The sequence below is a fragment of the Caulobacter sp. P4_E5 genome (assembly GCF_056401555.1).
On sequence record NZ_JBFUJD010000046.1, the window covers coordinates 1 to 26,839 of the forward strand.

Sequence of the window (26,839 nt, forward strand, 5' to 3'; positions counted from 1 at the left end):
GGTTCCGACAGCGCGCCGAACCGCGCCTATCTCGAGATCGTCAAGGACGATGCTCCCCCGCGTATCGAAATCGCCGAGCACCCGGCGGACGAGGTCGGCCGCGTGGCCGTGGCCCTGGACCGCCTGACCCAACGCATCGAAGCCGCCGAGGGCCGCAGCGCCGCGGCCATTTCGGGCATCGACCACTCGGTCCGCGACGCGCTCACGCGATTGGGACAGTCGGAGCGTGAACAGATCGCCGTCGCCGCTCGTTTCGAAGGTGCTGTGGACGAGCTTAAGACCGAGCAGGCCCGCGCCGTGGAGCGTGTGCGCCGCATCGAGACCGAGGCGGCTGGGCCGCGTTCGGCGGAAGCTCTGCGCGCCCTGGAAGGCGCCTTGGGCAAGGTCGCCAGCCACCTCTATGACGGCGAGGCCCGCACCCGCGAAGCGATCGCCGCGCTGGAAGCCCGTATCAACGAACAATCGGCGACCCCGGCCGCCGCCCCGCAAGATCCCGCCGCCCTGGTCGACGCCGTCGTGGCGCGGCTGGGCGAGCGCCTGGAAGCCGCCGAAACCCGCACCAGCGAGGCCCTGCGCGAGCTCGGCTCGTCGTTCTCGGCCCTGGACCAGCGCCTGGGCGCCGTCGAAGGCGCCAACCCGACCGCCGGCGTCCAGGAACGCCTGGACAGCCTGGCCGCGGACTTGGCTCAGCGCATGGAAGCCGCGCGCGTCGAGATGGCCGCCAAGCTGCGCGAAAGCGCCGATGGCCGCTTCGACCGCATGGAGCGCAAGCTCGGTGAAATGGCGGCCCACGTTCAGGCCGCCGAGCAACGTTCGGCCCAGGCTATCGAGCGCATGGGCCGCGAGGTCGTTGGCGTCGCCGACGCCTTCAATCGTCGGGTCCACGCCGCCGAGAGCCGCAACGCCGCCGCCATCGAGCAGGTCGGGGGGGAGGTCGCCCGCATCGCCGCCACCGTCGAGCACAAGTTGAACCGCGCCGACAGCGTCCAGGCCCAGGCCTTGGAAAAGCTGGGCGGCGAGATCGCCCGCATCACCGAGAAGCTGGCCGAGCGCATCGGCAGCGCCGAGCGCCGCAACGCCCTGGCCATCGACGATGTCGGCGAACAGGTCGCTCGCGTCACCGAGCGCCTGAACCAGCGCCAAGAACGCTCCAGCCAGGAGCTGGTCGACCGCATCCGCCAGAGCGAGGAGCGCACGCTCCGCATGCTGGAGGAAGCGCGCGAGAAGATCGACACCCGCCTGCACGACGCCCAGCGCAAGCTGGAAACGCCGGCGCCGGTCGCTCCGGCCCCCGCGCCCGTTCGCGCCGCGCCGCCGCCCGTTTCGCCGTTCGAAGACAGCTATTTCGGCCAATCCGCTTCGTTCAGCGGCCATGACACGCACGACGAGGACGATGTCTTCGAGGCCCCGCCGCCGCCTTCGCGCGCGCCGGCCTTCGAGGTCGCCGAGTTCCCGGCCGAAGAGCCGGAAGAGCCTGGCTTCGCCCACGACGACTACGCGATCGCCGACGGCTTCGAGCCCGAAGCGCCGCGCTATGAGGTCGAGTCTGAGGTTTCCGACTTCGCCCCGGCCGAACCGGCGCGCCCGTTGTCGACCCGCGACATCATCGAACAGGCCCGCGCCGCCGCGCGCGCCGCGGCCGCCGCCGACGCCAAGGGCGCCGGCAAGGCCAAGCCGGAAAAGAAGGCCAAGGGCGAAAAGTCCGGTTCGCTATTCAGCGGTTTCGGTGGTTTCGCCGCCAAGAAGCAAAAGCGCCGCCTGGGCGCGACCGTGGCGACCGCCATCACCGTGTTCGGCGCGGCCGGCGCCCTGGGCGCGGGCGTGGGCGGCTTGCTGCTGCTCAATACCGATGGTTCCGGCGCCGCGCCCACCCGCGTGGCCGCCGCCATCGCCGGTCGCCAGGCTGACGTCGAGGTCACCCGTCCCGAAGCCGACACCACGCCGGGCTTGCCGCGCGCCGCCGTCGCCCTGACAGCCGGTCAGGCGATGCCGGTCGACGCCGTGACCCCGGCCCAGCCCGCCGACAACGCCAAGGCGCTGTTCGAGGACGGCGTTCGCAAGATCGAGACCGGCGACCGCTCGGGCCTCGACGCCCTGAAGCAGGCCGCAAATGGCGGCTATCCCGCCGCCCAGTTCTACCTCTCGAAGATGTACGAGAGCGGCAAGGGCGTGAAACAGGACATGCCGGAGGCTCGCCGTTGGAGCGAGCGCGCGGCCAATGGCGGCGACGCGCGCGCCATGCACAACCTGGCGCTCTACTATTTCAAGGGCGAGGGCGGTCCGCGCAACGTGACCACCGCCGCCACCTGGTTCCGCAAGGCCGCCGACCTCGGCCTGGTCGACAGCCAGTTCAACCTGGCCCAGCTCTATGAAGGCGGTTTCGGCGTCAGCCAGAATCCGGCCGAGGCCTACAAGTGGTACGTGATCGCCGGCCGGGCCGGTGACGCCACCGCGCGTGGTCGCGCTCAGGCCCTGCGCGCTCAGCTGACCGCCGAGGCCCAGCAGACCGCCGACCGCTCGGCCCTGGCCTTCCGTCCGCAGACCCAGGTCCAGACGGCCAGCCTGTCGACCTCGACCGCTCCCGCCGCCAACGCCAATCTGGGTCTGGCTCAAAAGGTGCTGTCGCAACTGGGCTACTACCAAGGTCCGCGCGACGGCGTCGCTTCGCCGGCCCTGCGGATGGCCATCGCCGCCTATCAACGCGACCAGGGCCTGCCGGCCTCGGGCGCCATGGACGGCGAGACCCTGAATCGCCTGGCGGTCTACGCCCGGTAAGATGGTCCTCCCCCGCGAGCGGGGGAGGTGGCCCGGAGGGCCGGAGGGGGCCAACTCGGCCTACGTCCAGCTAGCCCCCTCAGTCGCTCCGCGACAGCTCCCCCGCGACGCGGTGGAGCATCTATCGCGTTGACCCCCTGGTCCCCACCCGGCAATCAGGGATCTCCCTGACGCCGCGAAGGCCGCGCGAGCTTTGCACTTCTACCTTCCCATCGCCGAGGTGTCGGTGAACGCGCTGCTGCTGGTGGCGCTGGGCGGGCTCGTGGGCTTCATTTCGGGGCTGTTCGGCATCGGCGGCGGCTTCCTGATGACCCCGGTGCTGGTGTTCATGGGCATCCCGCCGGTCGTGGCCGTGGCCAGTGAGGCCAACCACGTCGCCGCCTCCTCGGTCTCCAGTGTTATCGCCTACAGCAAAAAGCGCGTGGTCGACTTCCGCATGGGCGGTGTCCTGGCCTGCGGCGGGGCGATCGGCTCGTTCGCCGGGGTCGAGGTGTTCCGCTGGCTGCGGCTGATCGGCCAGGCCGATTTCGCGGTCTCGGTCTCGTACCTGGTGTTCCTGGGCGTCATCGGCGGACTGATGCTGACCGAGTCGGTCGGGGCGATCCTGCGCCGCCGCCGGGGCCAGCCGCCCAAGCCGCGCCGCGACCGCCGGCCGCTGCTGTTGTACGCCCTGCCGTTCAAGGTGCGATTTCCGCGCTCGCGCCTCTATATCAGCGTCATTCCGCCGATCCTGCTGGGTGTGTTCGTCGGGATCCTGTCGGCGGTCATGGGCGTCGGCGGCGGCTTCATTCTGGTGCCGGCCATGATCTACCTGCTGCGGATGCCCGCGCCGGTGGTGGTGGGCACCAGCCTGTTCCAGATCGTCATCACCACCTCGCTGACCAGCGTGCTGCAGGCCGGCCGCAACCAGACCGTCGACATCGTGCTGGCGACCCTGCTGCTGATCGGCGGGGTGATCGGGGCCCAGCTGGGAGCGCGCGCCTCGGGCCGCTTCCGCGCCGAGGAGCTGCGGGCGCTGCTGGCCCTGCTGGTGCTGCTGGTCGGCCTGCGCATGGGCGCGGGCCTGTTCCTGAAGCCTGAGGAGGCGTTCGTACTGATGACGGGGACGGTGCGATGACCCCGCCCGCTCAGGTCCCGTTGGTCCAGGCCCCGCCCGCGCCGGCGATCTCGGCCGCCCTGACCGACACCGAGATCCGGGTCAGCTCCGGTTTTCGGGGCGCGCGCATCGTGTTGTACGGCGCGGTCTTCGATCCCAAGGACCGGCCCAGCGACATCGTCGTCATCGTGCGCGGCCCCGAGACCCCGATCCGCATCGCCCGCAAGACCCAGGTCGCGGGCCTGTGGCTGAACAGCCGGCCGGTGGTGTTCCGCGGCGCGCCGGGCTTCTACCGCGTGGCCTCGACCCGGCCGCTGACCGACATCGCCGGCTTCGCCCCGCTGCGCCACCTGGGCGCGGGCCTGGAGCACCTGGCCATCGCTGCGCCGCTGGAGCAGCGGGTCGAGACGACCTATGGCGTGCGCGACGTCGTGGTCAGCCGCCTAGGCGCCGACTACCTCGATTGGCGGCGGGCCGTACTGCGTCTGAAGGAGAAGGCGGGCCTTTACGCCGCCGACCCGCGTGGCGTCCGCTTCGTCGACAAAGGTCTGTTCCGCGCCCAGCTCAACCTTCCCGCCGAGGCCCCGATCGGCCAGTACACCGCCCGCATCGTGTTGTTCCAGGACGGCAAGCCAGTGTCGATCCGCGACCGCGTCCTGGTGGTCGAGAAGGCGGGCGCCGAGCGGGCGCTCTACCTGTTCGCGAAAGATCGTCCGTGGACCTATGGGCTCGTGTCGGTAATAGTCGCGCTCGGGGCAGGGTGGGCGGCTTCGGTCGCCTTCCGAAGGAGTTGAGTCATGAACGAGTCCGCGGCGGGGCGGACGCCGGTGCCACCGGCGGTATGGGTCTTTGGTCTATCGACCCTCATTCCCTTCTTCATAGCATCGGGGCTGTTCTGCTACGGCCCGGTCGGCATTCAGAAGTCGTCGCTGCTGGGCCTGCTGGCCTATTCGGCCGCGATGGTTTCGTATTTCGGCGGCGTGCGCACGGGGCTCGAGATCGAGCACCCCAGCCCGCGCTGGTCGGTGCTGGGCATTTCGCTGCTGTTCCCGCTGGCGGGATTCGGCCTGCTGCTGGGCGAGCTGAAGTTCGAGCCGGCCTGGCAGCTGTCGGGCTTCCTGCTGGTCTTCCTGCTGCAGTGGGTCTGGGACGTGACCGACCACGACGGACCGACCTGGCGTCCGCGCATGCGCACCCTGATGACCGCCGGCGCCGCCATCTCCTTGGCGTTTTCGCTGGAGCAGGCGCTGCATATGTGACCGGCCCGTCGGGCTTGTTAAAATAAATGCGGCCCGCTCTTTGAGGTCCAGGCACCCCTTATCGGAGCGGACATGGACCTCATTCTCAAGCGAATCACCCTCTTTTCCCCCGACGTGACTCGGCTGGCGGCCTTCTATCGCGACGTGATCGGCCTGTCGGTCGTGGGAACGGAGGAGGGGTGGGCCGAGCTGAACGCGGGAGGCTGCAACATCGCCATCCACGCCGGCGCATCCAAGGTCGGCAATCGGCCGCCGAAGATCGTCTTCCATGCCGCCGATGTCGGAACGACGCGGGCCAATCTGATCTTGCGAGGCTTCAAGGGCCTTGGTCCGGTCAAGTCCACGCCCGTCTTCGACATGTGCGACGGCCGCGATCCCGACGGCAACGCTATCCAGATCTCCAGCCGGCCCTAGAGCCTTTCTAGAGCTAGAGCGCGCCCGGGCGGGTTAACCGCACACACTTAACCCTGGCGCGCTCTAGTCCGGCCGCAGCGATTTCCGGCCCACGGCGTGGACCCGCTTGGGTCCTAATGCGCCGGCCAGCAGCGGGCCGGCGAACAGGTTCGAGAACGCTTCGTCCAGGATGTTCAGCCCGCCGGTGAAGGCGCCGAACGCCGGCAGCACCAGCCGCTGGCCATCGGTGACGAAGCAGCGGCGGCGGATCGTGGCGCGACCGCTGGTGACCTTAGCGGCGGGATGCAGGTGACCGGCAACTTCGCCCAGTTGGACGCCGGGCAGGGGCTCGTGGCGCAGGGTCAGGCCGGCGATCACGGCTTCGTCGATGATCTCGCCGGGCAGGACCTTGGGGCCGTCGGAGTCGTGGTTGCCCACCGCCCAGACCAGCTCGCGGCCCACGGCCAGGCCCTCCAGCCGCCGGGCGTCGTCATGCGCCAGCCGCGCCTCGCCGTCGCCGTCGTGGAAGCTGTCGCCCAGGAAGATCAGGCGATCCGGAGTGAGCAGGGCGATCTCGCGATCCAGCCGGTCCAAGGTTTCGCGCGTGTCATAAGGCGGCAGCATCTGGCCGAAGCGGGCGGCGTAGCTGCTGCCCTTCTCGAAGTGCAGGTCGGCGACCACCAGGGTGCGCTCGGCCTCCAGCCACATCGCGCCGGACCAGCGCAGCATCACCTCGACATTGGACAGGGCGATTCGCAGGCCGCCGCAGGCGGAGGGGGAGAAACGCGTCACGACATGGCCTCGGCGATCAGGTCTTCCTCGGCCTCGGCCAGGATCATCTCGCCGGCGGCGTCGCCTGGCGCGCGCTCGCGGCCGATCTCCAGCATGATCGGCACGGCGAGCGGCGAGACACGGTCCAGCGGCATGTGGCGGATGTTTCCGTGCACGCGGGTCAACATGTCGCCCAGTCGGGCGATGTCGAGCATGCCAGTGGCCGCGTCGTGGCGGGCGCAGCGCAGCATCAGGTGGTCGGGTTGGTGTTTGCGCAGCACGTCGTAGATCAGGTCGGTCGAGAAGGTCACTTGCCGCCCGGACTTCTCGGCGCCCGGGTGGCGACGCTCGATCAGCCCAGCGATCAGGGCGCAATGCTTGAAGGCTCGCTTCATCATGAAGCTTTCGTCGAGCCAAGCCTCGAGGTCGTCGCCCAGCATGTCCTGGGCGAACAGTTCGTCGAGATCCAGGTCGTCCATCGGCCGCAGCGACCACAGGTTCAGGGCGTAGTCGTTGCAGACGAAGCCCAGCGGCCCGACGCCCAACCGGTCCAGCCGCCGGGTCAGCAGCATAGCCAGGGTGGTGTGGGCCAGGCGGCCCTCGAACGGGTAGCAGACCATGTGGAACCGCTTTCCGTTCGGAAAGGTCTCCAGCAGCATCTCGCCATCGCCTGGAATGGCCGAGCGGATCTTCTGCCAGGCCAGCCATTCCTGGACGTCGGGGGGCAGGGCGGTCCATTCGCGCTCGTCGTGCATCATCTGGCGTACGCGGCTGGCCAGATAGGTCGACAGCGGGAACTTCGAGCCGCCCCAGCTGGGCATCTTAGGATCGTCGTTTGGCGCAGGGGACACGAAGGCGTCGGCCCCGACCATGCTGTTGTAGCGCCAGACCTGGCCGGCGAAGATGAAGGTGTCGCCCGGCGTCAGCTGCTCGAAATAGCCTTCCTCGGCCTCGCCGATCTTGCGACCTCCCATTGGCCGTCGTCCGCCGCCGATCCGGATGTTGATCATGCCCGGCGAGACGATGGCCCCGACGTTCATCCGGTGTTGCAGGCGGGCCTGGGCGTTGCGGGCGGTCCACAGGCCCTCGGGCGTGTGCACGATGCGGCGGAACTTGTCGTAGGTGCGCAGCGCGTAACCGCCGGTCGAGACGAAATCGACGACCGTTTCGAAGTCCTCCCACGACAGCTCGGCATAGGGACCGGTCGAACGGATTTCCTCGTAGAGGGTGATCAGGTCGAAGGGCTCGGAGCAGGCGCAACCCATGATGTGCTGGGCCAGGGTGTCCAGGGTGCCGATGCGCGGCGGGTCGCCGTCCAGATGGTTTTCCAGGATGGCGTCGGCGGCGGCCCGACACTCCAGCATCTCGAAGCGGCTGGCGGGTACGAACAGGGCCCGACTGGGTTCGTCCAGCCGGTGGTTGGCGCGGCCGATCCGCTGGACCATCCGCGATGCCCCCTTGGGCGCGGCCAGCTGGATGACCAGATCGACGTCGCCCCAGTCGATGCCCATGTCTAGGGTCGAGGTGCAAACCACGGCCCGAAGCGCGCCTTTGGCCATGGCCGCCTCGACCTTGCGGCGCTGTTCGGCCGACAGGCTGCCGTGGTGCAGAGCGATGGGCAGGTCCGCCTCGTTCAGCTCCCACAAGCGCTGGAACGCGAACTCGGCCTGGAACCGGGTGTTGACGAAGATCAGAGCCGTTTTGGACGACTTGATGATCTCATAGACCTCGGCCATGGCGTGCTCGGCCGTATGGCCGGCCCATGGCACCCGGCCGCCAGAGACGAGGACTTCCACCACCGGTTGGGCGCCGCCGGAGCCGAGCACGAGGTCGATGTCATGCGCCGTCGAGCCCCTCCCCCTTGCGGGGAGGGGGTGGGGTGGGGGAGCAAGCTCTGACGCCGCGGGGCTGACACCCCCACCCCCTGCTCCCTCCCCGCAAGGGGGAGGGGAGTTCCATCCCAACCACTTCCGCACCAGGTCCGGATCGTCCACCGTCGCCGACAGGCCCACCCGTCGCATCGTTGGCGCGAACCGTTGCAGCCGCGCCAAGCCCAGCGCCAGGAGGTCGCCGCGCTTGCTTGGCCAGATCGCGTGGGCTTCGTCGATGATCACGCAGCGCAGGTCGACGAAATATTCGCGCGCGCCTTCCCAGGCGCAGAACAGGGCCAGCTGCTCGGGCGTGGTCAGCAGGATGTCCGGCGGCCTGATCTTCTGGCGGGCCTTGCGGGCCTCGCCGGTGTCGCCGGTGCGGCTCTCGGCCACGATCGGGAGACCCATCTCGCGGATGGGAGTGAGCAGGTTGCGCTCGACGTCGACGGCCAGGGCCTTCAGCGGCGAGATATAGAGGGTGTGAACGCCGGCTGGCGTGTTGCGCGGCGGCCGTTCGGTCAGCTCGATCAGGCTGGGCAGAAAGCCGGCCAGGGTCTTGCCGCCGCCTGTCGGGGCGATCAGCAGCGCGCCGCGCCCTTGGCGGGCCTTCTCCAGCATGGCCAGCTGATGTTCGCGCGGGCTCCAGCCGCGGGCGGCGAACCAGTCTCGGAACTTGGGGGGAAGGGCGTCAGCCGCGAGCATTGTCCGCGATATAGCATGTTCCCCTTCTGTTTCACCCGTCTTTTGCGCGCTTCTCCTTTCGCTAGCGCCTCTGGGGCGAGTCCGGTTGCGCATGGTCGAGCTTGCGGTTGTCTGCCTTGACACCCGCCCGTCGAAGCGACGATTGGCGGGCGGTGGGGACATGATGCGGAGCAGGCTGCTACCTGTGCTGGTGGGCTTGGCGCTGTCGATGGGCGGCGCGGCTGGCGCGTGGGCGGACACAGGCGGCGAGGCCAGGGCGACCTTCGAGGCCGCGCTCAGCCAGGCCAAGCGCGGCGACGCCGCCCGTTATGTCGACTTGGCCATGCTGTACCTGGAGGGCGAAGGCGTCGGCCGCGACGTGCCCCAAGCCCTGTTCTGGCTGCGCAAGGGCGTGGCTGGCGGCGACACCGACGCCATGGTCGAACTGGGTAACGTCTATTTCGACGGTACGGATGGCGTGAAGGCCGACCGCCGCGCTGCGCTGAAGCTCTATGCAAGGGCGGCCCAGCTGGGCGATCCGAACGGCATGTACAATGTCGGGGTGACCCACGAAGGCGGCGGCGGGATCGCCGAGACCCCGCGCTTGGCGCTGACCTGGTACCTGAAGGCCGCCGCCGCGGGCTCGGCGCGGGGCGCCTATAGCGCGGGCGAGGCCTATCTCGACGGCTACGGGACCAAGGTCGATCTCGCCCAGGGCGTCCTGATGCTGCGCCGGGCGATCGAGATGGGGTCGGCCGACGCCATGAACGCCATGGGCCGCCTGCACTCGGAAGGCAGCGGCGTGCGGGCCGATCACGCCGAGGCGCTGCGCCTGTACGCCGCCGCCGCCAGCAACGACCTGCCCGCCGGCATGTCGAACCTGGGCGTCGTGCACCACAACGGCGAGGGCGTGCCGGTCAACTACGTCGAGGCGATGCGCTGGTTCCAGCTGGCGGCCGACCGGGGCTATCTCGAGGCCTGGTACGATCTCGGCGTCATGTGCGAGCGCGGCCAGGGCATCAAGGCCGACGATGAGCTGGCTTTGCTGATGTATCGCCGAGCGGCCGAGAGCGAGGACGCCGACCTGCGCCAGAAGGCCCAGAAGGCGGTCAACCGGCTGGAAGGCCTCGACGACGACGAAAGCCCGATCGGCTGAGCCGAAAGTCGTCTCGAAACCGTCTGTTCCCATTCTGTTTCACGGCGGTTTTTGCTAACAGACTCGCGTGACCGCTTTCCCGCCGACTTTGGACCTGGCTCCCGCCCTGGTCGTCCTGCCCGGGCCGCGCGCCGGCATGGCCGACGGCGGCGGCGAAGGCCGAATCCTGCGTGCGCCCGACGCTCGCGACCTGTTCGAGCATGGCCCGGTGCTGGTGGCCCACGCGGCGATGACCGCACGCCGGCTGAACCTGTCGCCGCCCTCGCGCGGACCGCGTCTGTTCGACGTGCTGGAGCTGCACGCCTTCGTCCGCCCGGCCGCCTTTTGCGCGCCGTCGGCGGTGGGCCTGGCCATGGCGCTGGGTCTGGCCGAGCCGCACGGGGCGGCGGAGCAGGCCCAGAGCCTGCGCGAGAGCGCCGACGCCCTGCTGCGCGAGCTGACCCTGACGCCCGTCCCCTCGCGCGAGGAGGCCCTCGCCGTCGCCGAGACCCTGGCCAAGGCCGGCTGGTCGTGGGGCTCGGCCGTGATCGGCGCCCTGCGCTCGGTCCAGGCTGGTAACCAGTTCCGGGGTTCGGGCCTGGATGTCTGGGCTCGATTGCCGGAGTGGGAGGATCAGGCCCCGCCCGGCGAGGCCGGCTCGCGGCCGATCGATCCGGAACGAGTCGGCGAGCGCCTGACCGAGCTGCTGCAGCGCTCGGGCCTGGAGGAGGTGCGCGAGGCGCAGATGACCTTCGCCAAGGAGGCCGCCTACGCCTTCCAGCCGCGCGAGCGCGAGGGCGAGCCGCGCATGATGCTGGCCGAGGCTGRCACCGGCGTCGGCAAGACCCTGGGCTATCTGGCCCCGGCGTCGCTGTGGGCCGAGGCGAACGGTCCGGCGGTCTGGGTCAGCACCTACACCCGCGCCCTGCAGCGCCAGATCGAGCGCGAGAGCCGTTCGATCTATCCCGACCTCAAGGAACGCGCCCGCAAGGCGGTCGTGCGCAAGGGCCGCGAGAACTATCTGTGCCTGCTGAACTTCCAGGAGCAGATCAACGGCGCCCAGCTGGGCAACGGCGACCTAGTCGGCCTGGCCCTGACCGCCCGCTGGGCTCGGGCCACGCGTGACGGCGACATGACCGGCGGCGACTTCCCGGCCTGGCTGCCGACGCTGTCCGCCGTGCCGCCCTCTGCCCAGGCCAGTCCTTCGAACCTGGTCGATCGGCGGGGCGAGTGCATCCACGCCGGCTGCCAGCACTATCGCATCTGCTACATCGAAAAGGCCGTGCGGGCGTCCAAGCGCGCCGACATCGTCATCGCCAACCACGCCCTGGTGCTGACCCAGGCCGCCTTCGACGGCGCGCGGACGGCGCGGGGCCTGAAGGGCGACAACGAGACCACCAGCCTCAAGCGCATCGTCTTCGACGAAGGCCACCATTTGTTCGAGGCGGCCGACAGCGCCTTTTCCGCGGCCCTGTCGGGCGCAGAAGCCGCGGAGTTGCGTCGCTGGATCCGGGGACCCGAAGGTCGTGGACGGCGCGGGCGCGGGCTGGAGGCGCGCCTGCTCGACATCCTGGGCGACCGCGAGGGCGCGCGGGGCGCCATGACCCAGGCCATCCACGCCGCCGCCGCCCTGCCGGGCGAGGGCTGGTCGGGGCGGGTCGCGCCGCCCGACGGCCAGATCAATCCGATCGGCCCGATCGAGAACTTCCTGGTCGCGGTCATCGAGCAGCTGCGCGCCCGCACCAGCGACCGCGGCGGGGCGGATCTGGGCCTGCAATGCGACGCCCGGCCGGCCACTGAACTCGTCCGCGAACGCGCGCCCGAGGCCGCCAAGGCCCTGGCCGCCATCGAGGCGCCGCTGCTGGCCTTGGCCCGCGCCTTGGAGGATACGCTGGACGAGGAGGCCGAACACCTGGCCCCGTCCGAACGCGCCCGGATCGAAGGGGCGTTGCGCGGTCTCGACCGCCGCGCCCGCATGACCTTGCCGGCCTGGCGCTCGATCCTGAAGGCGGTCGAGGACGACGACGTCGATCCGACCGCGACCGATCCGGACTTCGTCGACTGGTTCGAGGCGACCTTCCTCTATGGCCGGGTCGTCGACGCCRCCTGCCGCCGCCACTGGGTGGATCCGACCGAGCCGCTGCGCGCGGCGGTGCTGTCACCGGCCCACGGGGTGCTGGTGACCAGCGCCACCCTGGTTGACCCGGCCCTCGAGGACCCGTTCGCCCTGGCCGAGATGCGCACCGGCGCGGCGCGCCTGCCGACCGCGCCCAAGGTGCTGCGCCTGGTGTCGCCGTTCGACTACGCGAACCACGCCAAGGCCTATGTCGTCACCGACGTGAACAAGGAAGATCCGCGCCAGGTCTCGGCCGCCATGCGCGAGCTGTTCCTGGCCGCCGGCGGCGGGGGGCTGGGCCTGTTCACCGCCATCCGCCGGCTGAAGGCGGTGCACGAGCAGATCGCCGCGCCGCTGGCCGACCAGGGCCTGGCGCTCTACGCCCAGCACGTCGACCCGCTGGAGGTCGGCGCCCTGGTCGACATCTTCCGGGCCGAGGAGGACGCGTGCCTGCTGGGCACCGACGCCATCCGCGACGGGGTGGACGTGCCGGGGCGGTCCTTGCGGCTGCTGGTGTTCGACCGCGTGCCGTGGCCGCGCCCCGACGTGCTGCACAAGGCCCGGCGGCTGCGCTTCGGCGGCAAGGGCTATGACGACGCCGTGGCTCGCGCCCGCATCAGCCAGGCCTTTGGCCGCCTGATCCGCCGCGCGGACGACCAGGGCGTCTTCGTCATGCTGGACGCGGCCGCGCCGACGCGGCTGTTCTCCAGTCTTCCGGAAGGGGTGACCATCGAGCGGGTCGGACTTGTCGACGCTATCGAGGCCACCGCCGCATTTTTGTCGAAGACGCAGACTTAACAACGCTTCAGTTCCTCTGGAGAAGCCTTGTTGGTTCGTCTCGCCAATTCCGTTCTCGTAGCGCCGATCCTTGCTGCGGCTCTGCTGGTCGCCGGCGCCGCCGACGCTCAGGACTTCGTTCGTGAGGACTGCCGGGCGTTTGTCACGCCCAGCGAGGGTCTGACCTATGACACACCCCTCCATGCCCGCTGGTACAAGCGCTTCTGGACCGGAACCTGCGACCACCTGCCGTTCTGTTTCGCGGGATCGCCGAACTGGAACGACATCGTCGGCAAGCTGATGATCAAGGGCGGCGCCAAGGAGCAGCCGGCCCTGCTGCCCAAGGCGTGCCGGCTGGGCCAACTGATCGGTCTGGAATGGTCGCGCGACAAGAAGATCCGACACATCACGACCAATGACCTTCGGGCCTTCAACCGCATGCTGGAGGCGTCGGGCGATCCGCTGCGCGGTGTCGAGGAGGTCGAGGCCAAGGCGCGGGCCATGGCGACGCAGCGTTGACTCAAAGCCGTCGAATTTCTGCAATCGATGCGGTCTAGAAGACCCTCGAGGGGTGGCCAGTGCCCAGGAGCGTACCGATGATGACCCGACCCGCCGACCCCGCGATCGACGAAGCCGCCACGCCCGCCCGCTCGCGATCCGCCCGCGCCCTGGTCCAGGCCGTCCGCTGGCGCACCGGCCTTTCCCAGGCCGAGTTCGCCGACGCCTTCCGCATCGACCTGACGCTGCTGGAGGACCTGGAGCGCGGCGACGCCCGACCGGACGCTGCCCTGACCGCCTATCTGCGGGTCATTGACCACGCGCCCGAAGTGGTGCGCGCGGCGCTGGGGCGCGCCTCCTAGAAGACGTTCGCCTGACCTAGGCCGTCACATACTTGATCAGCGCCGACATGTTCTCGACGAACGCGCCCGTCGAGATGCCGATCTTGGGCGTGTCGGTGATGTAGGGCGAGGTGTCGGTCGCGTCGCCGACCCGGGTCTGGCTGAAGTCGCCGGGCGCGGGCGTGGGCGAGCCGTCGCTGATATAGGGGTTGCTGGTCGCCTTCAGCTCGGTCGGCCACCAGCCTTCGCCGTTCAGGGCCGCGATCAGGCCGGCGGCCTTGTCGGGCGCGGCTTGGCCGGCGTCAGCCTTCAGCACGCCGACGTTCAGGTCCGAGACCGAGATGTCGCCGGTGGTGAAGTACTTGGGCAGCGCCTTGCGGCCGCCCTTCAGCGGCGAGTCCTTGCTGGCGACCTCGGGCGGCGTCGCCTTCAGCTTGGCCAGGCGCTTGCGCAGGCCCTCGACGTTCACGCTCCGGAACGACGAGTAGTGGATGACCGTCTTCTCGGGGTTCTGGTCGTTGTAATACGCGCCGTTGACGACGTTGCTGCCGCGGCGGTGGATGTATAGCGGCTTGCCCGTGCCGATCTCGATGAAGGTCGGGTAGGGGCGGCCCTTCTGGATCTCGGGCGTGATCTTGACGCTGTCCAGCCAGTCCAGGGCCTCGCCCAGGCGCGCCAGATATTTCGGGTCGCCGGTCAGTTCATAGAAGTCCATGCACGCGGCGATGTTGGCGCCGGTGGTGTGCGAGGCGAAGGCCTCCGGCTCATAGGTGCGGGCGCCGGCCGGCTTCAGCGTGTCGACATGGTGCTGCAGGCCCCAGGCGGGCTGCGGCTGGGGCTGCTGGCAGACCACGAAACAGTCCATGGCCTTCTTGATCGCGGGCAGGGTGCGCGGATCGCCCAGCGCCTGCCAGACCATGATCAGGAACTTGATGTTCTCGCCGGCGACGTCGTCGTTGAAGGTGATGAAGCCGGTGTAGTCCTCGTGGCCGTGGTGGTGGAATTCGTTCTTCAGCGGAAAGCGCTGCGGCCAGCCGCCGACCGGATACTGACTGTCGAGGACGAACTGCAGGGCCTTGTCCAAGGCCGGCTTGAAGCGCTTGTCCTTCTTCTCGACGTACAGGCGCAGCAGGAATTGCGAGCTCTCGGCCGTGCCGGCGTCGTCGAAGGTGGCGTTGCCGTAGTAGTGCTGGAATTCCTCGAGCCGCCAGCCGTTCTTGCCGATGGTGTCGTACCATTTGCGGATCGAGGCCTCGCCGGCCAGGTCGCCCAGGTAGTTCCAGCCGCCGGCCGGGTGCTGGATGGCGATCAGGGCCTCGGCGGCCTTGCAGGCGGCGTCGTAGTAATAGTCGTCGCCGGTGGCGTGATAGGCGTCCAGGAACAGGTGGCCCATGGTGCCGGTGCCCGGCGGTTGGACCCAGATCATGGTCGGGAAGGCTTCCATCTCGCCCCAGCGGCGCGAGAAGTCGGGCAGGTAGCTCCAGACGTAGCCGCCTTTGTAAGCCGCCTTCTCCACCATGAAGCGGGCAGCCTTCTTCATCGTGTCCAGGGCCTGCGCCTTGCTGGGGGCGGCCAGGGCCTTCAGCGGGGTCAGGGCGCTGGCTGCGGCGAAGGCGGCGGCCGAGGTGGCCATCAGGCGGCGGCGAGAGATCGGGCTGAGCGGCATATGGGACTCCGGGCGACGCGAGGCGGTCGTCGAGCCGGAAGGGGCGTGTCTTGGATCCTCCCGGGCTTGCGAGGGCCCTGTCGTCTTGCAGTGACGATTTTCCCTAACTTGCTACCGGTGTCATCGATTTGGCCATCCATTTTTGCGACCGGTCCCATTTCTGGGCCGATCGCCTGCGGCCGCTCGTCGCGGGCTATGGAGCCTCTCTGGATGAGCCCGTTGATCGCAAACGTTTTCTAGCTTGGCCTTATCCCCGAAATGGGGCCTGCGACAGGCGGACGCGTTGCCTGTCGATCCCCGTTCGGCGAAAGGAGGGTCATCAGTTTTGAGGCGACGCCGCCGCGCTCGAGTTTCAGCGCAGCCGACGCCGTCCTGTTGGGGAACAGGACGACACCCCCGGACCAGCAGGTCCGGGGGTGTTTTCATTTTCCGCTATATTCTGACTTTAACAATCTGTGACAATTGGGCGCGCGGTATTCCTCGAACAACGTGCGGTGTGCGTCCAGCGGTCACATGGCGGGCGCGTTCATCTCCTGTAAACGATTGCGCCATGGGCAGCCGCAACGACCATCTCTATGAAGCGGAGCATCTCGAGYGCCAGGCCGARATCGCCGACAACGCGCATGCGCGCGCGGCGCTGCTCCGCATGGCCCAGGCCTCGCGCAGCGCGGCGGCCCTGATGGGGATGTTCGACGCCTGCCACGACGAAGCGCGGCCGACGCTGACCCGCTAGGTTAGGCAGACGGCCACGCAGCGCCGGGCCAGCTCTTCCGTCGCGTCCAGGAACGGGACCGAYAGGTCCGCCGCGCCCAGCACCAGCGGCACTTCCGTACAGCCCGCCACCACGCTCTGCGCGCCCTTGCCGACCAGGCGATGGGCCAGGGCGGCCATGGTCTCGCGCGAGGCCTCGCCGACATCGCCCTGCTTGATGCGATAGAGCAGGGCCATGAACTCGACCTGCTCATGGTCGTCCAGTGTCACCACCTCCAGCCCCATGGTCGAGAAGCGGTCGCGATAGAGGCCTAGCGCCAGGCTGGTGCCCAGCACGCCGACGATCGTCGCGCCCTTGGCCTTGGCGGCCAGGCCCGCCGTTTCCAGCATGTCGACCAGAGGCAGGCCGCTAGCCCGAACGTCCTCCGCATAGGCATGGGCGGTGTTGCAGGCGATCGCCAGGACCTGCGCCCCGCCGTCGCGCAGGCCGGCCGCCATGGCCGCCAGCACTGGGCCCGGATCCGAGTCGCCGAGGTTTCGGTCGGGAACCTTGGGATTGATGTCGACCAGCACCCGCAGATGGTCCTGCTCGCGTTTGGCCGGCGTCGACGCCTGCAGCTTGGCCAGGAAGTCCAGGGTGGCGGCCGGGCCCATGCCGCCGAGGACGCCGAGAACCTTGCTCATGACTGCTCCTTCAGGCCAGCGCCGGTTCCAGCACGCTCTGATAGCCGAACAGGCCCTGAGCGCCGCCGGTGTGCAGGAAGACCACCCGCTGGCCCATGAAGGCGCCTTTGCGGGCCTGGTCGATCAGGCCCTTCATCGCCTTGCCCGAATAGACCGGGTCCAGCAGCAGGCCCTCGGTGCGGGCGGCCAGGGCCAGGGCGTCGATCACGGCCTGGTCGACCAGGCCATAGCCTTCGCCGACATAGTCGCAATCGGCTGCCACCATCTTGCGCGTCACGCGGCCGGCCGCGCCGATCGTCTCGGCGGTGGCGACGGCCAGGTTGAAGACGTTTTCCTCCTGCTTGGCCTGGGGCGCGCGCACGCCGAAGCCCAGGATCGGGATATCCACGGAGAGGGCGGCAAAGCCCGCGACCAGGCCGGCATGGGTGCCGGCGCTGCCGGTGGCCGTGACCAGGCGGTCGATCTTCAGGTCCATCTGGTCGGCCTGGACCATCAGTTCGCGGGCGCAGTCGACATAGCCCAACGCCCCGACCGTGTTCGAGCCGCCGCCGGGAATGACATAGGGTTTGCCGCCGCGCTGGCGGACGCTCTCGGCGGTGACCTCCAGCTCGGCGACCATGTCGCTGCCGCCGGATACGTAGCGGATCGCCGCGCCCATCAGCTTGTCGAGCAGCACATTGCCGTTGCCCATGTAGTCCGACGTCTTGGAGCCGGTGCGCTCTTCCAAGATCACCTCGGTCTTCAGACCGAAACGGGCGCCGGCGGCGATGGTCTGGCGTACGTGGTTGGACTGCACCGCGCCCTGGGTCACCAGGGTGTCCGCGCCCTGCGCCAGGGCCTCGCCGAGCAGGAACTCCAGCTTGCGGGTCTTGTTGCCGCCGCCGGCCAGGCCGGTGCAGTCGTCGCGCTTGACCCAGAGGTCGATGCCCAGCTCGGCGCCCAGGCGGGGCAGCGGCTCCAAGGGCGTCGGCAGGTGAGCGAAGCGGGCGCGGGGAAAGCGGGCGAGGTGCATTTGGCGACGGTCCCTGACAGAGTCGCCGCCTCTGTTAGCACGGTCAGCGCCCGTCGCGATCGGGAAGGCGCGTGTCTAAGGGTTCGAGGTCAGCGGGTCCGCTGGCGAGCGCGCGGGGGCGAGGCGCGTCTTGGCCCGCTGAGCGGCTTGGGCGCGGGCCGCGGGGCTGCGATAACGGTCCTTGATCATCTCGATCAGTTCGTAGGGCGCGGCCCCAACCCTGGCGCCGACCTCATCGCCGCCGCGCGAACTGTGCTTGAGGGTGGCGATGACGTCACGGACCTGGCCCTCCTTGCCTCGGCCGGTCTCGAAATCGTACCAGCCGCGCAAGGTCTTGCAGGTCTCGTGGGGCAGCCGCGAGCCTCCTCGAACAAGGCGGACGCAGATCACCTTCTCCGGCTGGTCCTTCAGCATAAGGTCAAGCTGCCGTTCGATCTCCAGGTCCGAGGGAACGGCGCCGCCCCGACCCTTGCGCGGCTGGATGATCGCCGGGGCAACCTCGTTGGTCTGGAAGGTCTCCTGCGGCGTCGCCGCGACGGCCAGAGCAAATGCGGCGAACAGGATCATGGGCCACATCCAAATGTGAAGCTGTCGGAATGTTGAGGGCGGTCGGCTCGCTCTGCAACCTTGAATTTCGCGACTAAGTGATCGCGCGCCGGCCGTCTGCGCGCGTGAGCATTGGAGGCGGTGGTGGTATGATGGGCGTAGAGGGCCGGCGGATATGATCGGCCCAGGGAGGAAGACATGACCCGAACCATCCCGCTCGCCGCCCTATGCGCGGCGGCTCTGCTGGGCGCCGCCGGAACGGCTGGCGCCTCGACCCTGGTGATCGGCAGCGGCTCGGCCCAGGAATGCTCCGACGCCGCCTTGAAGGGCCGCACCGACGATCGCGCCGTGCTGGCCTGCACGACGGCGCTGGAGGTCGAGAACCTGAACTTTCGCGACCGCGCCCGCACCTATGTGAACCGCGGCGTCCTGCAGCTTCGGCAGCGACAGTTCTCGGCCGCGCGGGCTGATTTCGACCAGGCCGCCAACATCGATCCGAACCTGGGCGAGGCCTATGTGAACCGCGGCGCGACCTTCGTCGGCGAGGAGCGCTATCAGGAAGGCGTCGAGCAGATCGACAAGGGCCTGACCCTGGGCGTCAAGGATCCGGAAAAGGCCTGGTTCAACCGTGGCCTGGCCAACGAGGGCCTGGGTGACGTGAAGTCGGCCTATAAGGACTATTCGAAGGCCGCCGAGCTGAAGCCCGACTGGCCGGCGCCGAAGACCGAGCTCGCGCGTTTCACGATCAAGCGGCCCTAGGCGCCTGGCGCGTCGTCGGTCGTTCCTGTTGAGGAGTTTCCGATGACGCGCGCGGTTCTTCTGCTGTCGGTCAGCCTGGCGGCGCTGGGCGTCGCCGGCGCGCACGCCCAGGACCTGCGCGACATCCAGGCCCGCAACGCCGCCGCCCACGCGGTGGAGGACGCGCGGCGCGACCTGCTGTCCAACCAGATCGAAATGTCCAACGCCAATGAGCGGGCGCGGACCCAGGCGGCCCTGCGCGATCTGGACGCCCAGCGCGCGGGGACGCCGAATCTGCGGCCGCTGACCGCGCCGCCCGTCCGGCCGATCGACGAGCCGGCCCGGCGAGAGGCCGAGCTCTCGAGGTCCATGGACCGGATGGAGCGCTTGACGCAGGATGCGCTGGCGCAAAGCAATGCTCGCATGCTGGCCATCAGGCCCGCCAGCGAACCCAAACAACCCGGCAAGAAGGATTGAGGATCTCATGGAGTGGGAAGGCGGTCGCCGGTCCGGCAACATCGAGGATCGGCGCGGGCTCGGGCCGGTCGGTATCGCCGGCGGCGGCGTCGGCGCGGTGGTGCTGGCCGCCATCGGCTATTTCGTGTTCGGCATCGATCCGCGCACCACGATGGAGGCGACCCAAGGCCTGCAGCAGCCGGCCCAGCAGGAGGGCGCGCGCGGCGAGGTCTCCGACAAGGAAGGCCAGTTCGTCGATGTAATCGAGACCTCGAACCGCGAGGTCTGGGGGCCGATCTTCCAGCGCGAGGGCGTCGACTACCGGCCGCCCCAGGCGATCGTGCTCTACAAACAGGCCACCGGCACCGGCTGCGGCACGGGCCAGTCGGCCATGGGGCCGTTCTATTGCCCGGCCGACCAGAAGGTCTATCTGGACCTGTCGTTCTGGAGCGAGCTGGAGGGACGGTTCGGGGCCCAGGGCGAGTTCGCCCGCGCCTATGTGATCAGCCACGAGATCGGCCACCACGTGCAGCACCTGCTCGGCGCCGACCAGCAGGCCCGCCGCCTGGGCGCGCGAGGCGAGGAGAGCGGCTCGGTGCGGCTGGAGTTGCAGGCCGACTGCTATGCCGGCGTCTGGGCTTCGCATGCGAACGAGGCCTCGGGCGGCCGGATCGTCATCAACCGCGCTGACATCAAGGACGGCCTGGGCGCGGCGGCGGCGGTCGGCRACGACACCATCCAGAAGCAGACCCAAGGCCAGGTCGTGCCCGACAGCTTCACCCACGGCAGCGCCGCCCAGCGCATGCGCTGGTTCACGCGCGGCTACGACCAGGGCGACCCGTCGGTTTGCGACACGTTCTCGGCGTCGCGACTCTAGGGCGTCTTCGGTGTGGCGCCGTCTTTCATGGCGGCGGTTCGGCGTTTGAGCGTTTCCCGCGCGGTTCCCCAGATGTCTTGAGCGAACACCGCTCCGATGAAGCAGGCCAGCAGGAGGCCGACCGCGCTAGTCTCCCCGCCGTCCGACAGGAGCTGGACGCCGGCCTCGCCAACCAGGAAGACAGTGAATGCAGCGCCCAGTCCGTGGACCACAACGCGGGCTGGCGCGCCGCTGATCGTGTACTCGGTGGCGCGTTCGCCCGTCTGGGCGTTGGTCACGGCGCGTCCGACGACGATGCTATTGCGGTCGTCCACTAGCGCCCGCCGCTTTGTGTCCAGCATGGTCTGGGCGGCCTCGTGACGCCGGGCCGCCTCGGCGAGCTTGGCCTCTTCGCCTCGCGCGAAGGCGTCCTTCTCGGTCGCCAGTTTTTCCGCCTGCTCCACCGCGCCGGCCCCGGGCGGAGTGTTGCTTTCCTTGAGCGCCTTGAGGGTTGCGTTGGCCTTGTCGGCTTCTTCGCGAGCGACCTTCGCCTCCCTTCGGCTGTTCTCAACCTCCCTTAGATTGCGGTTGACGTTGTCCTCGTCGGCGATGAGGTCCGTGAAGTCGTAGGGCGCCTCGTCAGGACGGCCCATCATGCTGATGGCCGCGCCGAAGAGGCCAAAGCCGATCAGGCCGACGATGCGGACCGCCGCCGGAGGCGCGTTGGAGAGCCAGCCGTACATGCCGGCGTAGAATGCCTTTTGTGGCTTGGCGACACGGCCGCCAGCCTCATCGTTGCCAGGCAGCGGCATCTTCGTCGCGTCGTCGCATTGCTTCTTCGCCCTGGCGATCAGCGAAGCGGTGTCGGGCTGGGTTTTGGAGGTCACGGCGTTGGTGTTGAGGACGCCAATGTCGCCGAGGGTCTGAAGGCACGTTCGTATTGCGGTTCGGTTCTTGACGATCGTCGAGGAGAGCTGGCTTCCGAGGAGGTTCGCGTAGTTCTGGAACTCTCCCGCGGTAGTGTCCTTCTTGTTGTCCTCCGCGACCTGGACCGCCAGGTCCTTGTAACCCGCGCGCCAGGCCTCCAGGCGCGTGAGGGCGGCGCGAGCGCTTACGACCGCCGATTCGAAATCGTCTTTCGCCGTATTGTCCTTGGCGCCGAGCGGCGGCTGGAACCCGGCGACCAAGCTGGTCGTGTTGATGTCGACCGGTGGAGAAAGGCCAAGGGCGCTGGCCTCGTCCCGGTCGAGGGTCTGCCGCAAGGCGTCCAATCCGCTTTCATGCCTGTCCAGGCTCAGGAACAGCAGGGAGCCGATCGCACAGTAAGTGGCCGGCGCTAGGATCGCGGCATATACGCAGGCGGCGACCCATTTGGGATAGGGAATGATCGCGAACGGCTCGCCCTTCCGCTTGGCGATCATGGCGGCCCGCGCCTCGGCCAGGGCGCGCGACAACAACAACGAACCAGTGCCGATGATGACGAACCAGAAGCCGTTGCCGCCGGTTGTGGGTAGGGTCCGCGCCACGCATCGGCCATCCTCGATTGGATAGCAGCCGTTCGAGGGAATAGTCGTCTTGCCGGTGGTCAGGAAATTGTAGACGGTGGTCACTGCGGTCGCGCGCCGACGCAGCGTGTCGGCGATGGCGGGCGATCGGGTCGGGTTTTCCAGGCCGGTCACCGCCTGAGGCGTGACGACAAAAGCGCCTTCCAGCACGCGCCCGACGACGGCCGTGGCGTTACCGACGGCGTAGGGCACGCAAATGCAAGCCACCAGCAGCGAGATACAGACCGCGACCGTGCGGTAGTAGGGCAGATGCCGGTTCTTGCGGCCCACCATCGCTAGGGCCAGCCGACCCAGGCTGATCAGGCAAAGCCCAGCGATCGCGAAGAAGGCGAGCCACGCGCCAAAAATCTGTAACGAGAGGCTGGAGACGAGCCCATAGAGGAGAAAGCCGACCATCGCGGCCATGCACGCGATAGTCGCTGTGATCACGTACGGCCTGCGCTTGAGGATCCGATAGAGACGACCCGGAAACGCATAGGCAACCACCCTCGCCATCGACCCACCTCCACCCTCTTGTATTGTATTAAGTATCAATACAACTAAAAAGGCAAAGCTTCTGAGCGCCGCTCACCCTTGACCTGCCCGTCAACCGGCCTAGTGTCCGCCTTCTGTTCACCGGGGGGTCGCTCGCGCGGCTGAGATTGGGCTTTGGCCCTGACCCGTAGAACCTGATCCGGGTCATGCCGGCGAAGGGAGGGAACGCGGACGGAGCTTGGTTTTCCGTCCGTCAGACCGATCCAAGCACGACACGTCCGGGTCTCCTTATCGCTTGAGGAGCGCCCGATATGAACGTCCAGACCACCATCAAGGCCGTCGCCGAGACCATCTCGACCGGCCCCGTCCCCGGCTCGCGCAAGGTCTATCAGGCCGGCGAACTGTTCCCCGAGCTGCGCGTGCCGTTCCGCGAGGTGGCCGTCCACCCGTCGGCCAACGAGCCGCCCGTGACCATCTACGACCCGTCCGGCCCCTATACCGATCCGTCGGTGGCCATCGACATCGAGAAGGGCCTGCCGCGCACCCGCGAGGCCTTCGTCGTGGCCCGCGGCGACGTCGAGATCGTCGCCGATCCCCGCCAGGTGAAGCCCGAGGACAACGGCTTCGCCCAGGGCAAGCACCTGGCTCCCCAATTCCCGGACACCAGCCGCACGATCTACCGGTCCAAGCCGGGCAAGCTGGTCACCCAGCTGGAATACGCCCGCGCCGGGATCATCACGGCCGAGATGGAATATGTCGCTATCCGCGAGAACCTGCGCCGCGAGCAGGACCGCCCGTGCGTCCGCGACGGCGAGGACTTCGGCGCCTCGATCCCCGACTTCGTGACCCCCGAGTTCGTGCGTCAGGAAATCGCCCGCGGCCGGGCTATCATCCCGGCCAACATCAACCACGGCGAGCTGGAGCCGATGGCGATCGGCCGCAACTTCCTGGTCAAGATCAACGCCAACATCGGCAATTCGGCGGTGCTATCGACCGTCGCCGACGAGGTCGACAAGCTGGTCTGGGCCACGCGCTGGGGCGCCGACACGGTCATGGATCTGTCGACCGGCCGCAACATCCACAACATCCGCGACTGGATCATCCGCAACTCGAGCGTCCCGATCGGCACGGTGCCGATCTACCAGGCGCTGGAGAAGGTCAACGGCGTGGCCGAGGACCTGAACTGGGAAGTGTTCCGCGACACCCTGATCGAGCAGTGCGAACAGGGCGTCGACTACTTCACCATCCACGCCGGCGTGCGCCTGCCGTTCATCCCGATGACGGCCAAGCGCGTCACCGGCATCGTCTCGCGCGGTGGCTCGATCATGGCCAAGTGGTGCCTGGCGCACCACAAGGAGAACTTCCTCTACGAGCGCTTCGAGGACATCTGCGAGATCATGCGCGCCTATGACGTGTCGTTCTCGTTGGGCGATGGCCTGCGCCCGGGCTCGACCGCCGACGCCAATGACGAGGCCCAGTTCTCGGAGCTGCGCACCCTGGGCGAACTGACCAAGGTGGCGTGGAAGCACGGCGTCCAGGTGATGATCGAAGGGCCGGGCCACGTGGCCATGCACAAGATCAAGGCCAACATGGACGAGCAGCTGAAGCACTGCCACGAGGCCCCGTTCTACACCCTCGGCCCGTTGACCACGGACATCGCGCCTGGCTACGACCACATCACCTCGGCGATCGGCGCGGCGATGATCGGCTGGTTCGGCACGGCCATGCTCTGCTACGTCACGCCCAAGGAGCACCTGGGCCTGCCGGACCGCGACGACGTCAAGACCGGCGTCATCACCTACAAGCTGGCCGCCCACGCCGCCGACCTCGCCAAGGGCCACCCCGGCGCGGCGATGTGGGACGACGCCATCAGCCGCGCGCGGTTCGAGTTCCGCTGGGAGGACCAGTTCAACCTAGGTCTCGACCCAGAGACGGCCCGCAAGTTCCACGACGAGACCCTGCCGAAGGAAGCGCACAAGACCGCCCACTTCTGCTCGATGTGCGGTCCCAAGTTCTGCTCGATGAAGATCAGCCACGAGGTCCGCGACTTCGCGGCCGGCCTCGCGCCGAACAACGCCGAACTGGGCATGGCCGAGATGAGCGAGAAGTTCCGCGAGCAGGGCTCGGAGATCTACCTGAAGACCGAGTAGAGTTGCGAGTTCCCTCAAAGGCTGTGTAGCCTGCGTGCGCACAGCTTTTGGGGAAATTGTGGACGGCATTCCAGACACGGAAAAGCTGAAAGCCCTGGCCAGTCTTCTGGCGCCGGGGTTGATAATCCTGACGGTGCGCTCTTCCGTTCAAAGCGGTCCGAAGCCCGGCTTCAAGGACCGTATCGTCCACTACGCGGCGCTTTCCGCGATCTACTATGCGGTCGCCTTTCCGCTCTTCAATTGGAAAGGCGGCGTTGAGATCGACATAAGTCTGTGGCGGATTTTGCAGTATTGCCTCGTCCCTTTGGCGATCGGGTTGATCCTGGCCTATGAGGCGCAAGGCGAGTGGCTTTCTCGCTTGGCGGGTCTCGCAGGACTCACGCTCGCGCATCCCACCGCGGCGGCGTGGGATTTCGCGTTCGAGAAGATAGAGAGCGGGACTTTTGTCCTGGTCACCTTGAATGACAATTTAGAAGTCGCGGGTCTGATTGGCGCATCGTCCTTCGCCTCCTCCAGCAGAGAGGAGCGGGATATATTGATCGAACGCGTCTGGTCCATCGATGCGAATGGGCAATGGAGTCAGGCGACGCCAGCGCGCAGTATCCTGCTGTGTGGTAAGGACATACGCCACGTCGAGATTTTCTAGGAGCTCTCATGGCCGAAGAAACCGGAAGAAGGACGGTCGCTATGGATGGCCACAAGCCGCGTCCGGCCAACAGCGGACCGGCGAAGGTCCAGGGCGGATATAAGCCAACGACCAGCCAGCATGGCGCCCCGCCTTCGGGCGGCAGCGCGGTACGGCCGAAGCCCTAACCGCGATTTCGCTGGCGTGGCGGTGGGGAGCGCTTCACCGTCGCGCCATGAAACGCTTGAGTCTCCTGGCGGCGGTCGCCGTTCTCGCCGTCGCCACGCCAGTTCTGGCCGAAAGCCCGTTCTGGCCCGTGCAAGCCAAGGGCGGCGCGGTGGCGACGGAGCTGCGCGGCGCCTGGAAGTCGCGCGGCTACGGCTGGATCGTGCAGTTCGGATCGGACGGCTCGCAGCTGTTCCACACCACCGGCGAGGCCTGCTATCCCGATCCGCGGCCGCAGTCCGATCCCGACGAGATCCTGAAGGTCTGGCGTTCGGAGGGGCAGGGGACGATCACCCTGGCCGGCGATGCCTCCGCCACGCGCTACCTGTTCGACCGCCTGCCCAACCTCCCCACCGCCTGCATCGGCGCGGCCGCCTGGACGCCCGACCGGATCGTCGCCTTCGCCGCCGACACCTTCGCCGAGCTCTATCCGCGTTCGGCCGAACGCGGCCTGGACTGGAAGGCGCGCAAGGCCGCGGCCCTGGCCCAGGTCGGCCCGACCGCGACCGACGTTCAGCTATGGACGGGGCTGTCGGGCCTGATCGCGGGCCTGGATGATCCTCATGTCGAGCTGCACGGCATGGTCGGTGGCGCGCAACGTGATCTCGAGCCCGGCGCTTCGCCCACCCTGGCCCGCGTCGCCGCCGCCGATCCGGTCGGCGGTGAGAAGGCCTGGCTGCAGGCCTATCGCGAGGGGGTCCTGACCCAGATCCTGGCGGGGCGGGGCCGTCAGGCCGCCAACAACCGGATCTTCTGGGGGCGGAACGAGGACATCGGCTATCTGAACCTCGTGACCATGGGCGGCTTCGCCCGCAACGCCGCGCCGGATGATCCCCGGCCGCTGGACGCGGTGCTGGACGAGGCGATGACGGCCTTCGCCGGCGCGCGGGCGGTGATCGTCGACGTCAGCAACAACCGCGGCGGCTACGACACCATCAGCCAGCGCATCGCTAGCCGCTTCGCCGAGCAGCCGGTCCTGGCCTATTCGAAGGTCGGTGTCGGGGCCAAGGCGCCGCTTCAGCCGGTCCGCGTCGAGCCAGCCAGCGGCGCGCGCTTCACCGGACCGGTCTATCTGGTCACCAGCGACGTCACGGTCAGCGCCGGCGAGACCTTCACCCTGATGATGAAGGCTCTGCCGAACGTCCGCCAGGTGGGCGGGACGACCCATGGGGCGTTCTCGGACCAGCTGCCCAAGCCGCTGCCGAATGGCTGGGCACTGGCCTTGCCGGCCGAGCTCTACAAGGGGCCGAAGGGCGAGGACCTGGAGGGCCGTGGCCTGGTCCCTGATGTTCCGATGACGATCTTCCCGGACGGCGACCTGGCTGGCGGCCACGCCAAGGCCGTTCTGGAGCTGATGAAGGAAATTCGCGGCGGCGCGATCGCGGCTGTCGGAACATCGAGCCGCTGAACGTCCTTGT

At 68.4% G+C, this 26,839-nt stretch carries 23 protein-coding genes and 1 riboswitch; of the genes, 16 read left to right on the forward strand and 7 right to left on the reverse strand.

What is annotated here, in order from left to right:
• The 5 genes from AC1DSO_RS14900 to AC1DSO_RS14920 all read left to right on the forward strand — a co-directional run.
• On the forward strand, positions 1 to 2,775 hold a 2,775-nt coding region (locus tag AC1DSO_RS14900; RefSeq protein ID WP_477069557.1), incomplete at its 5' end, for a peptidoglycan-binding protein.
• Between the two features lie 193 nt (positions 2,776 to 2,968).
• Positions 2,969 to 3,892, forward strand: a complete 924-nt coding sequence (locus tag AC1DSO_RS14905) for a sulfite exporter TauE/SafE family protein (protein WP_477069558.1) — start codon at positions 2,969 to 2,971, stop codon at positions 3,890 to 3,892.
• On the forward strand, positions 3,889 to 4,665 hold the full coding sequence (locus AC1DSO_RS14910) for a TIGR02186 family protein (RefSeq protein ID WP_477069559.1): 777 nt from the start codon (positions 3,889 to 3,891) through the stop codon (positions 4,663 to 4,665). The genes AC1DSO_RS14905 and AC1DSO_RS14910 overlap by 4 nt, the downstream gene beginning before the upstream one ends.
• Before the next feature lie 3 nt (positions 4,666 to 4,668).
• Positions 4,669 to 5,130, forward strand: a complete 462-nt coding sequence (locus AC1DSO_RS14915; protein ID WP_477069560.1) for a DUF3429 domain-containing protein — start codon at positions 4,669 to 4,671, stop codon at positions 5,128 to 5,130.
• 72 nt (positions 5,131 to 5,202) lie between these two features.
• A complete protein-coding gene (locus AC1DSO_RS14920) occupies positions 5,203 to 5,544 on the forward strand; it encodes a VOC family protein (protein WP_477069561.1) in 342 nt (113 codons plus the stop codon).
• A 63-nt stretch (positions 5,545 to 5,607) separates the two neighbouring features.
• Here AC1DSO_RS14920 and pdeM read toward each other — a convergent pair whose 3' ends face one another.
• Positions 5,608 to 6,315, reverse strand: a complete 708-nt coding sequence (gene pdeM, locus AC1DSO_RS14925) for a ligase-associated DNA damage response endonuclease PdeM (RefSeq protein ID WP_477069562.1) — start codon at positions 6,313 to 6,315, stop codon at positions 5,608 to 5,610.
• Positions 6,312 to 8,867 (reverse strand): ligase-associated DNA damage response DEXH box helicase, encoded by a 2,556-nt coding sequence (locus tag AC1DSO_RS14930; RefSeq protein ID WP_477069563.1) that lies wholly within the window; start codon positions 8,865 to 8,867, stop codon positions 6,312 to 6,314. The genes pdeM and AC1DSO_RS14930 overlap by 4 nt, the downstream gene beginning before the upstream one ends.
• A 160-nt stretch (positions 8,868 to 9,027) precedes the next feature.
• Between AC1DSO_RS14930 and AC1DSO_RS14935 the strand changes: the two genes are divergently transcribed.
• The 4 genes from AC1DSO_RS14935 (at position 9,028) to AC1DSO_RS14950 (ending at position 13,734) form a co-directional block, all read left to right on the forward strand.
• Entirely contained in the window at positions 9,028 to 10,002 is a 975-nt protein-coding gene (locus tag AC1DSO_RS14935) for a tetratricopeptide repeat protein (protein ID WP_477069564.1), read from the forward strand.
• Positions 10,003 to 10,069: 67 nt separating this feature from the next.
• Entirely contained in the window at positions 10,070 to 12,895 is a 2,826-nt protein-coding gene (locus AC1DSO_RS14940) for an ATP-dependent DNA helicase (protein ID WP_477069565.1), read from the forward strand.
• 27 nt (positions 12,896 to 12,922) lie between these two features.
• A complete protein-coding gene (locus AC1DSO_RS14945; RefSeq protein ID WP_477069566.1) occupies positions 12,923 to 13,393 on the forward strand; it encodes a hypothetical protein in 471 nt (156 codons plus the stop codon).
• 77 nt (positions 13,394 to 13,470) lie between these two features.
• A complete protein-coding gene (locus tag AC1DSO_RS14950; RefSeq protein ID WP_477069567.1) occupies positions 13,471 to 13,734 on the forward strand; it encodes a helix-turn-helix domain-containing protein in 264 nt (87 codons plus the stop codon).
• A gap of 16 nt (positions 13,735 to 13,750) precedes the next feature.
• Here AC1DSO_RS14950 and AC1DSO_RS14955 read toward each other — a convergent pair whose 3' ends face one another.
• On the reverse strand, positions 13,751 to 15,379 hold the full coding sequence (locus AC1DSO_RS14955; protein ID WP_477069568.1) for a pectate lyase: 1,629 nt from the start codon (positions 15,377 to 15,379) through the stop codon (positions 13,751 to 13,753).
• 550 nt (positions 15,380 to 15,929) lie between these two features.
• On the opposite strand from AC1DSO_RS14955, the gene AC1DSO_RS14960 reads away from it, so the two are divergent.
• On the forward strand, positions 15,930 to 16,112 hold the full coding sequence (locus tag AC1DSO_RS14960; protein WP_477069569.1) for a hypothetical protein: 183 nt from the start codon (positions 15,930 to 15,932) through the stop codon (positions 16,110 to 16,112).
• Here the strand turns inward: AC1DSO_RS14960 and cuyB are convergent.
• From cuyB to AC1DSO_RS14975, 3 genes are all read right to left on the reverse strand, one after another.
• On the reverse strand, positions 16,109 to 16,774 hold the full coding sequence (cuyB, locus tag AC1DSO_RS14965; RefSeq protein WP_477069570.1) for a cysteate racemase: 666 nt from the start codon (positions 16,772 to 16,774) through the stop codon (positions 16,109 to 16,111). The two genes, AC1DSO_RS14960 and cuyB, sit on opposite strands and share 4 nt — an antisense overlap.
• Before the next feature lie 10 nt (positions 16,775 to 16,784).
• Positions 16,785 to 17,786, reverse strand: a complete 1,002-nt coding sequence (gene cuyA, locus AC1DSO_RS14970) for a D-cysteate sulfo-lyase (protein ID WP_477069571.1) — start codon at positions 17,784 to 17,786, stop codon at positions 16,785 to 16,787.
• A 75-nt stretch (positions 17,787 to 17,861) separates the two neighbouring features.
• Entirely contained in the window at positions 17,862 to 18,353 is a 492-nt protein-coding gene (locus AC1DSO_RS14975) for a hypothetical protein (RefSeq protein WP_477069572.1), read from the reverse strand.
• A gap of 177 nt (positions 18,354 to 18,530) precedes the next feature.
• Between AC1DSO_RS14975 and AC1DSO_RS14980 the strand changes: the two genes are divergently transcribed.
• From AC1DSO_RS14980 to ypfJ, 3 genes are read left to right on the forward strand one after another with little or no spacing between them, the layout of a single operon-like run.
• Positions 18,531 to 19,091, forward strand: a complete 561-nt coding sequence (locus AC1DSO_RS14980) for a tetratricopeptide repeat protein (RefSeq protein WP_477069573.1) — start codon at positions 18,531 to 18,533, stop codon at positions 19,089 to 19,091.
• A 42-nt stretch (positions 19,092 to 19,133) separates the two neighbouring features.
• The gene (locus tag AC1DSO_RS14985) at positions 19,134 to 19,547 is read left to right on the forward strand and encodes a hypothetical protein (RefSeq protein WP_477069574.1); all 414 of its coding nucleotides are present in this window, start codon (positions 19,134 to 19,136) and stop codon (positions 19,545 to 19,547) included.
• 7 nt (positions 19,548 to 19,554) lie between these two features.
• Positions 19,555 to 20,403: a KPN_02809 family neutral zinc metallopeptidase gene (ypfJ, locus tag AC1DSO_RS14990; protein WP_477069575.1), complete on the forward strand. Its 849-nt coding sequence runs from the start codon at positions 19,555 to 19,557 to the stop codon at positions 20,401 to 20,403.
• Here the strand turns inward: ypfJ and AC1DSO_RS14995 are convergent.
• Complete coding sequence (locus AC1DSO_RS14995; RefSeq protein WP_477069576.1) at positions 20,400 to 22,442, reverse strand: hypothetical protein; 2,043 nt, start codon at positions 22,440 to 22,442, stop codon at positions 20,400 to 20,402. The genes ypfJ and AC1DSO_RS14995 overlap by 4 nt on opposite strands.
• A 111-nt stretch (positions 22,443 to 22,553) precedes the next feature.
• Positions 22,554 to 22,659: riboswitch (TPP riboswitch) on the forward strand.
• 73 nt (positions 22,660 to 22,732) lie between these two features.
• On the opposite strand from AC1DSO_RS14995, the gene thiC reads away from it, so the two are divergent.
• The 3 genes from thiC to AC1DSO_RS15010 all read left to right on the forward strand — a co-directional run bounded on the left by thiC (position 22,733) and on the right by AC1DSO_RS15010 (position 26,829).
• On the forward strand, positions 22,733 to 24,571 hold the full coding sequence (thiC, locus tag AC1DSO_RS15000; protein ID WP_477069577.1) for a phosphomethylpyrimidine synthase ThiC: 1,839 nt from the start codon (positions 22,733 to 22,735) through the stop codon (positions 24,569 to 24,571).
• Between the two features lie 58 nt (positions 24,572 to 24,629).
• A complete protein-coding gene (locus AC1DSO_RS15005) occupies positions 24,630 to 25,217 on the forward strand; it encodes a DUF6338 family protein (RefSeq protein ID WP_477069578.1) in 588 nt (195 codons plus the stop codon).
• Positions 25,218 to 25,431: 214 nt separating this feature from the next.
• Positions 25,432 to 26,829 carry a S41 family peptidase gene (locus tag AC1DSO_RS15010; RefSeq protein WP_477069579.1) on the forward strand — a complete coding sequence of 466 codons (1,398 nt, stop codon included), beginning with the start codon at positions 25,432 to 25,434 and terminating at the stop codon, positions 26,827 to 26,829.
• The last annotated feature ends 10 nt before the right edge of the window (positions 26,830 to 26,839 follow it).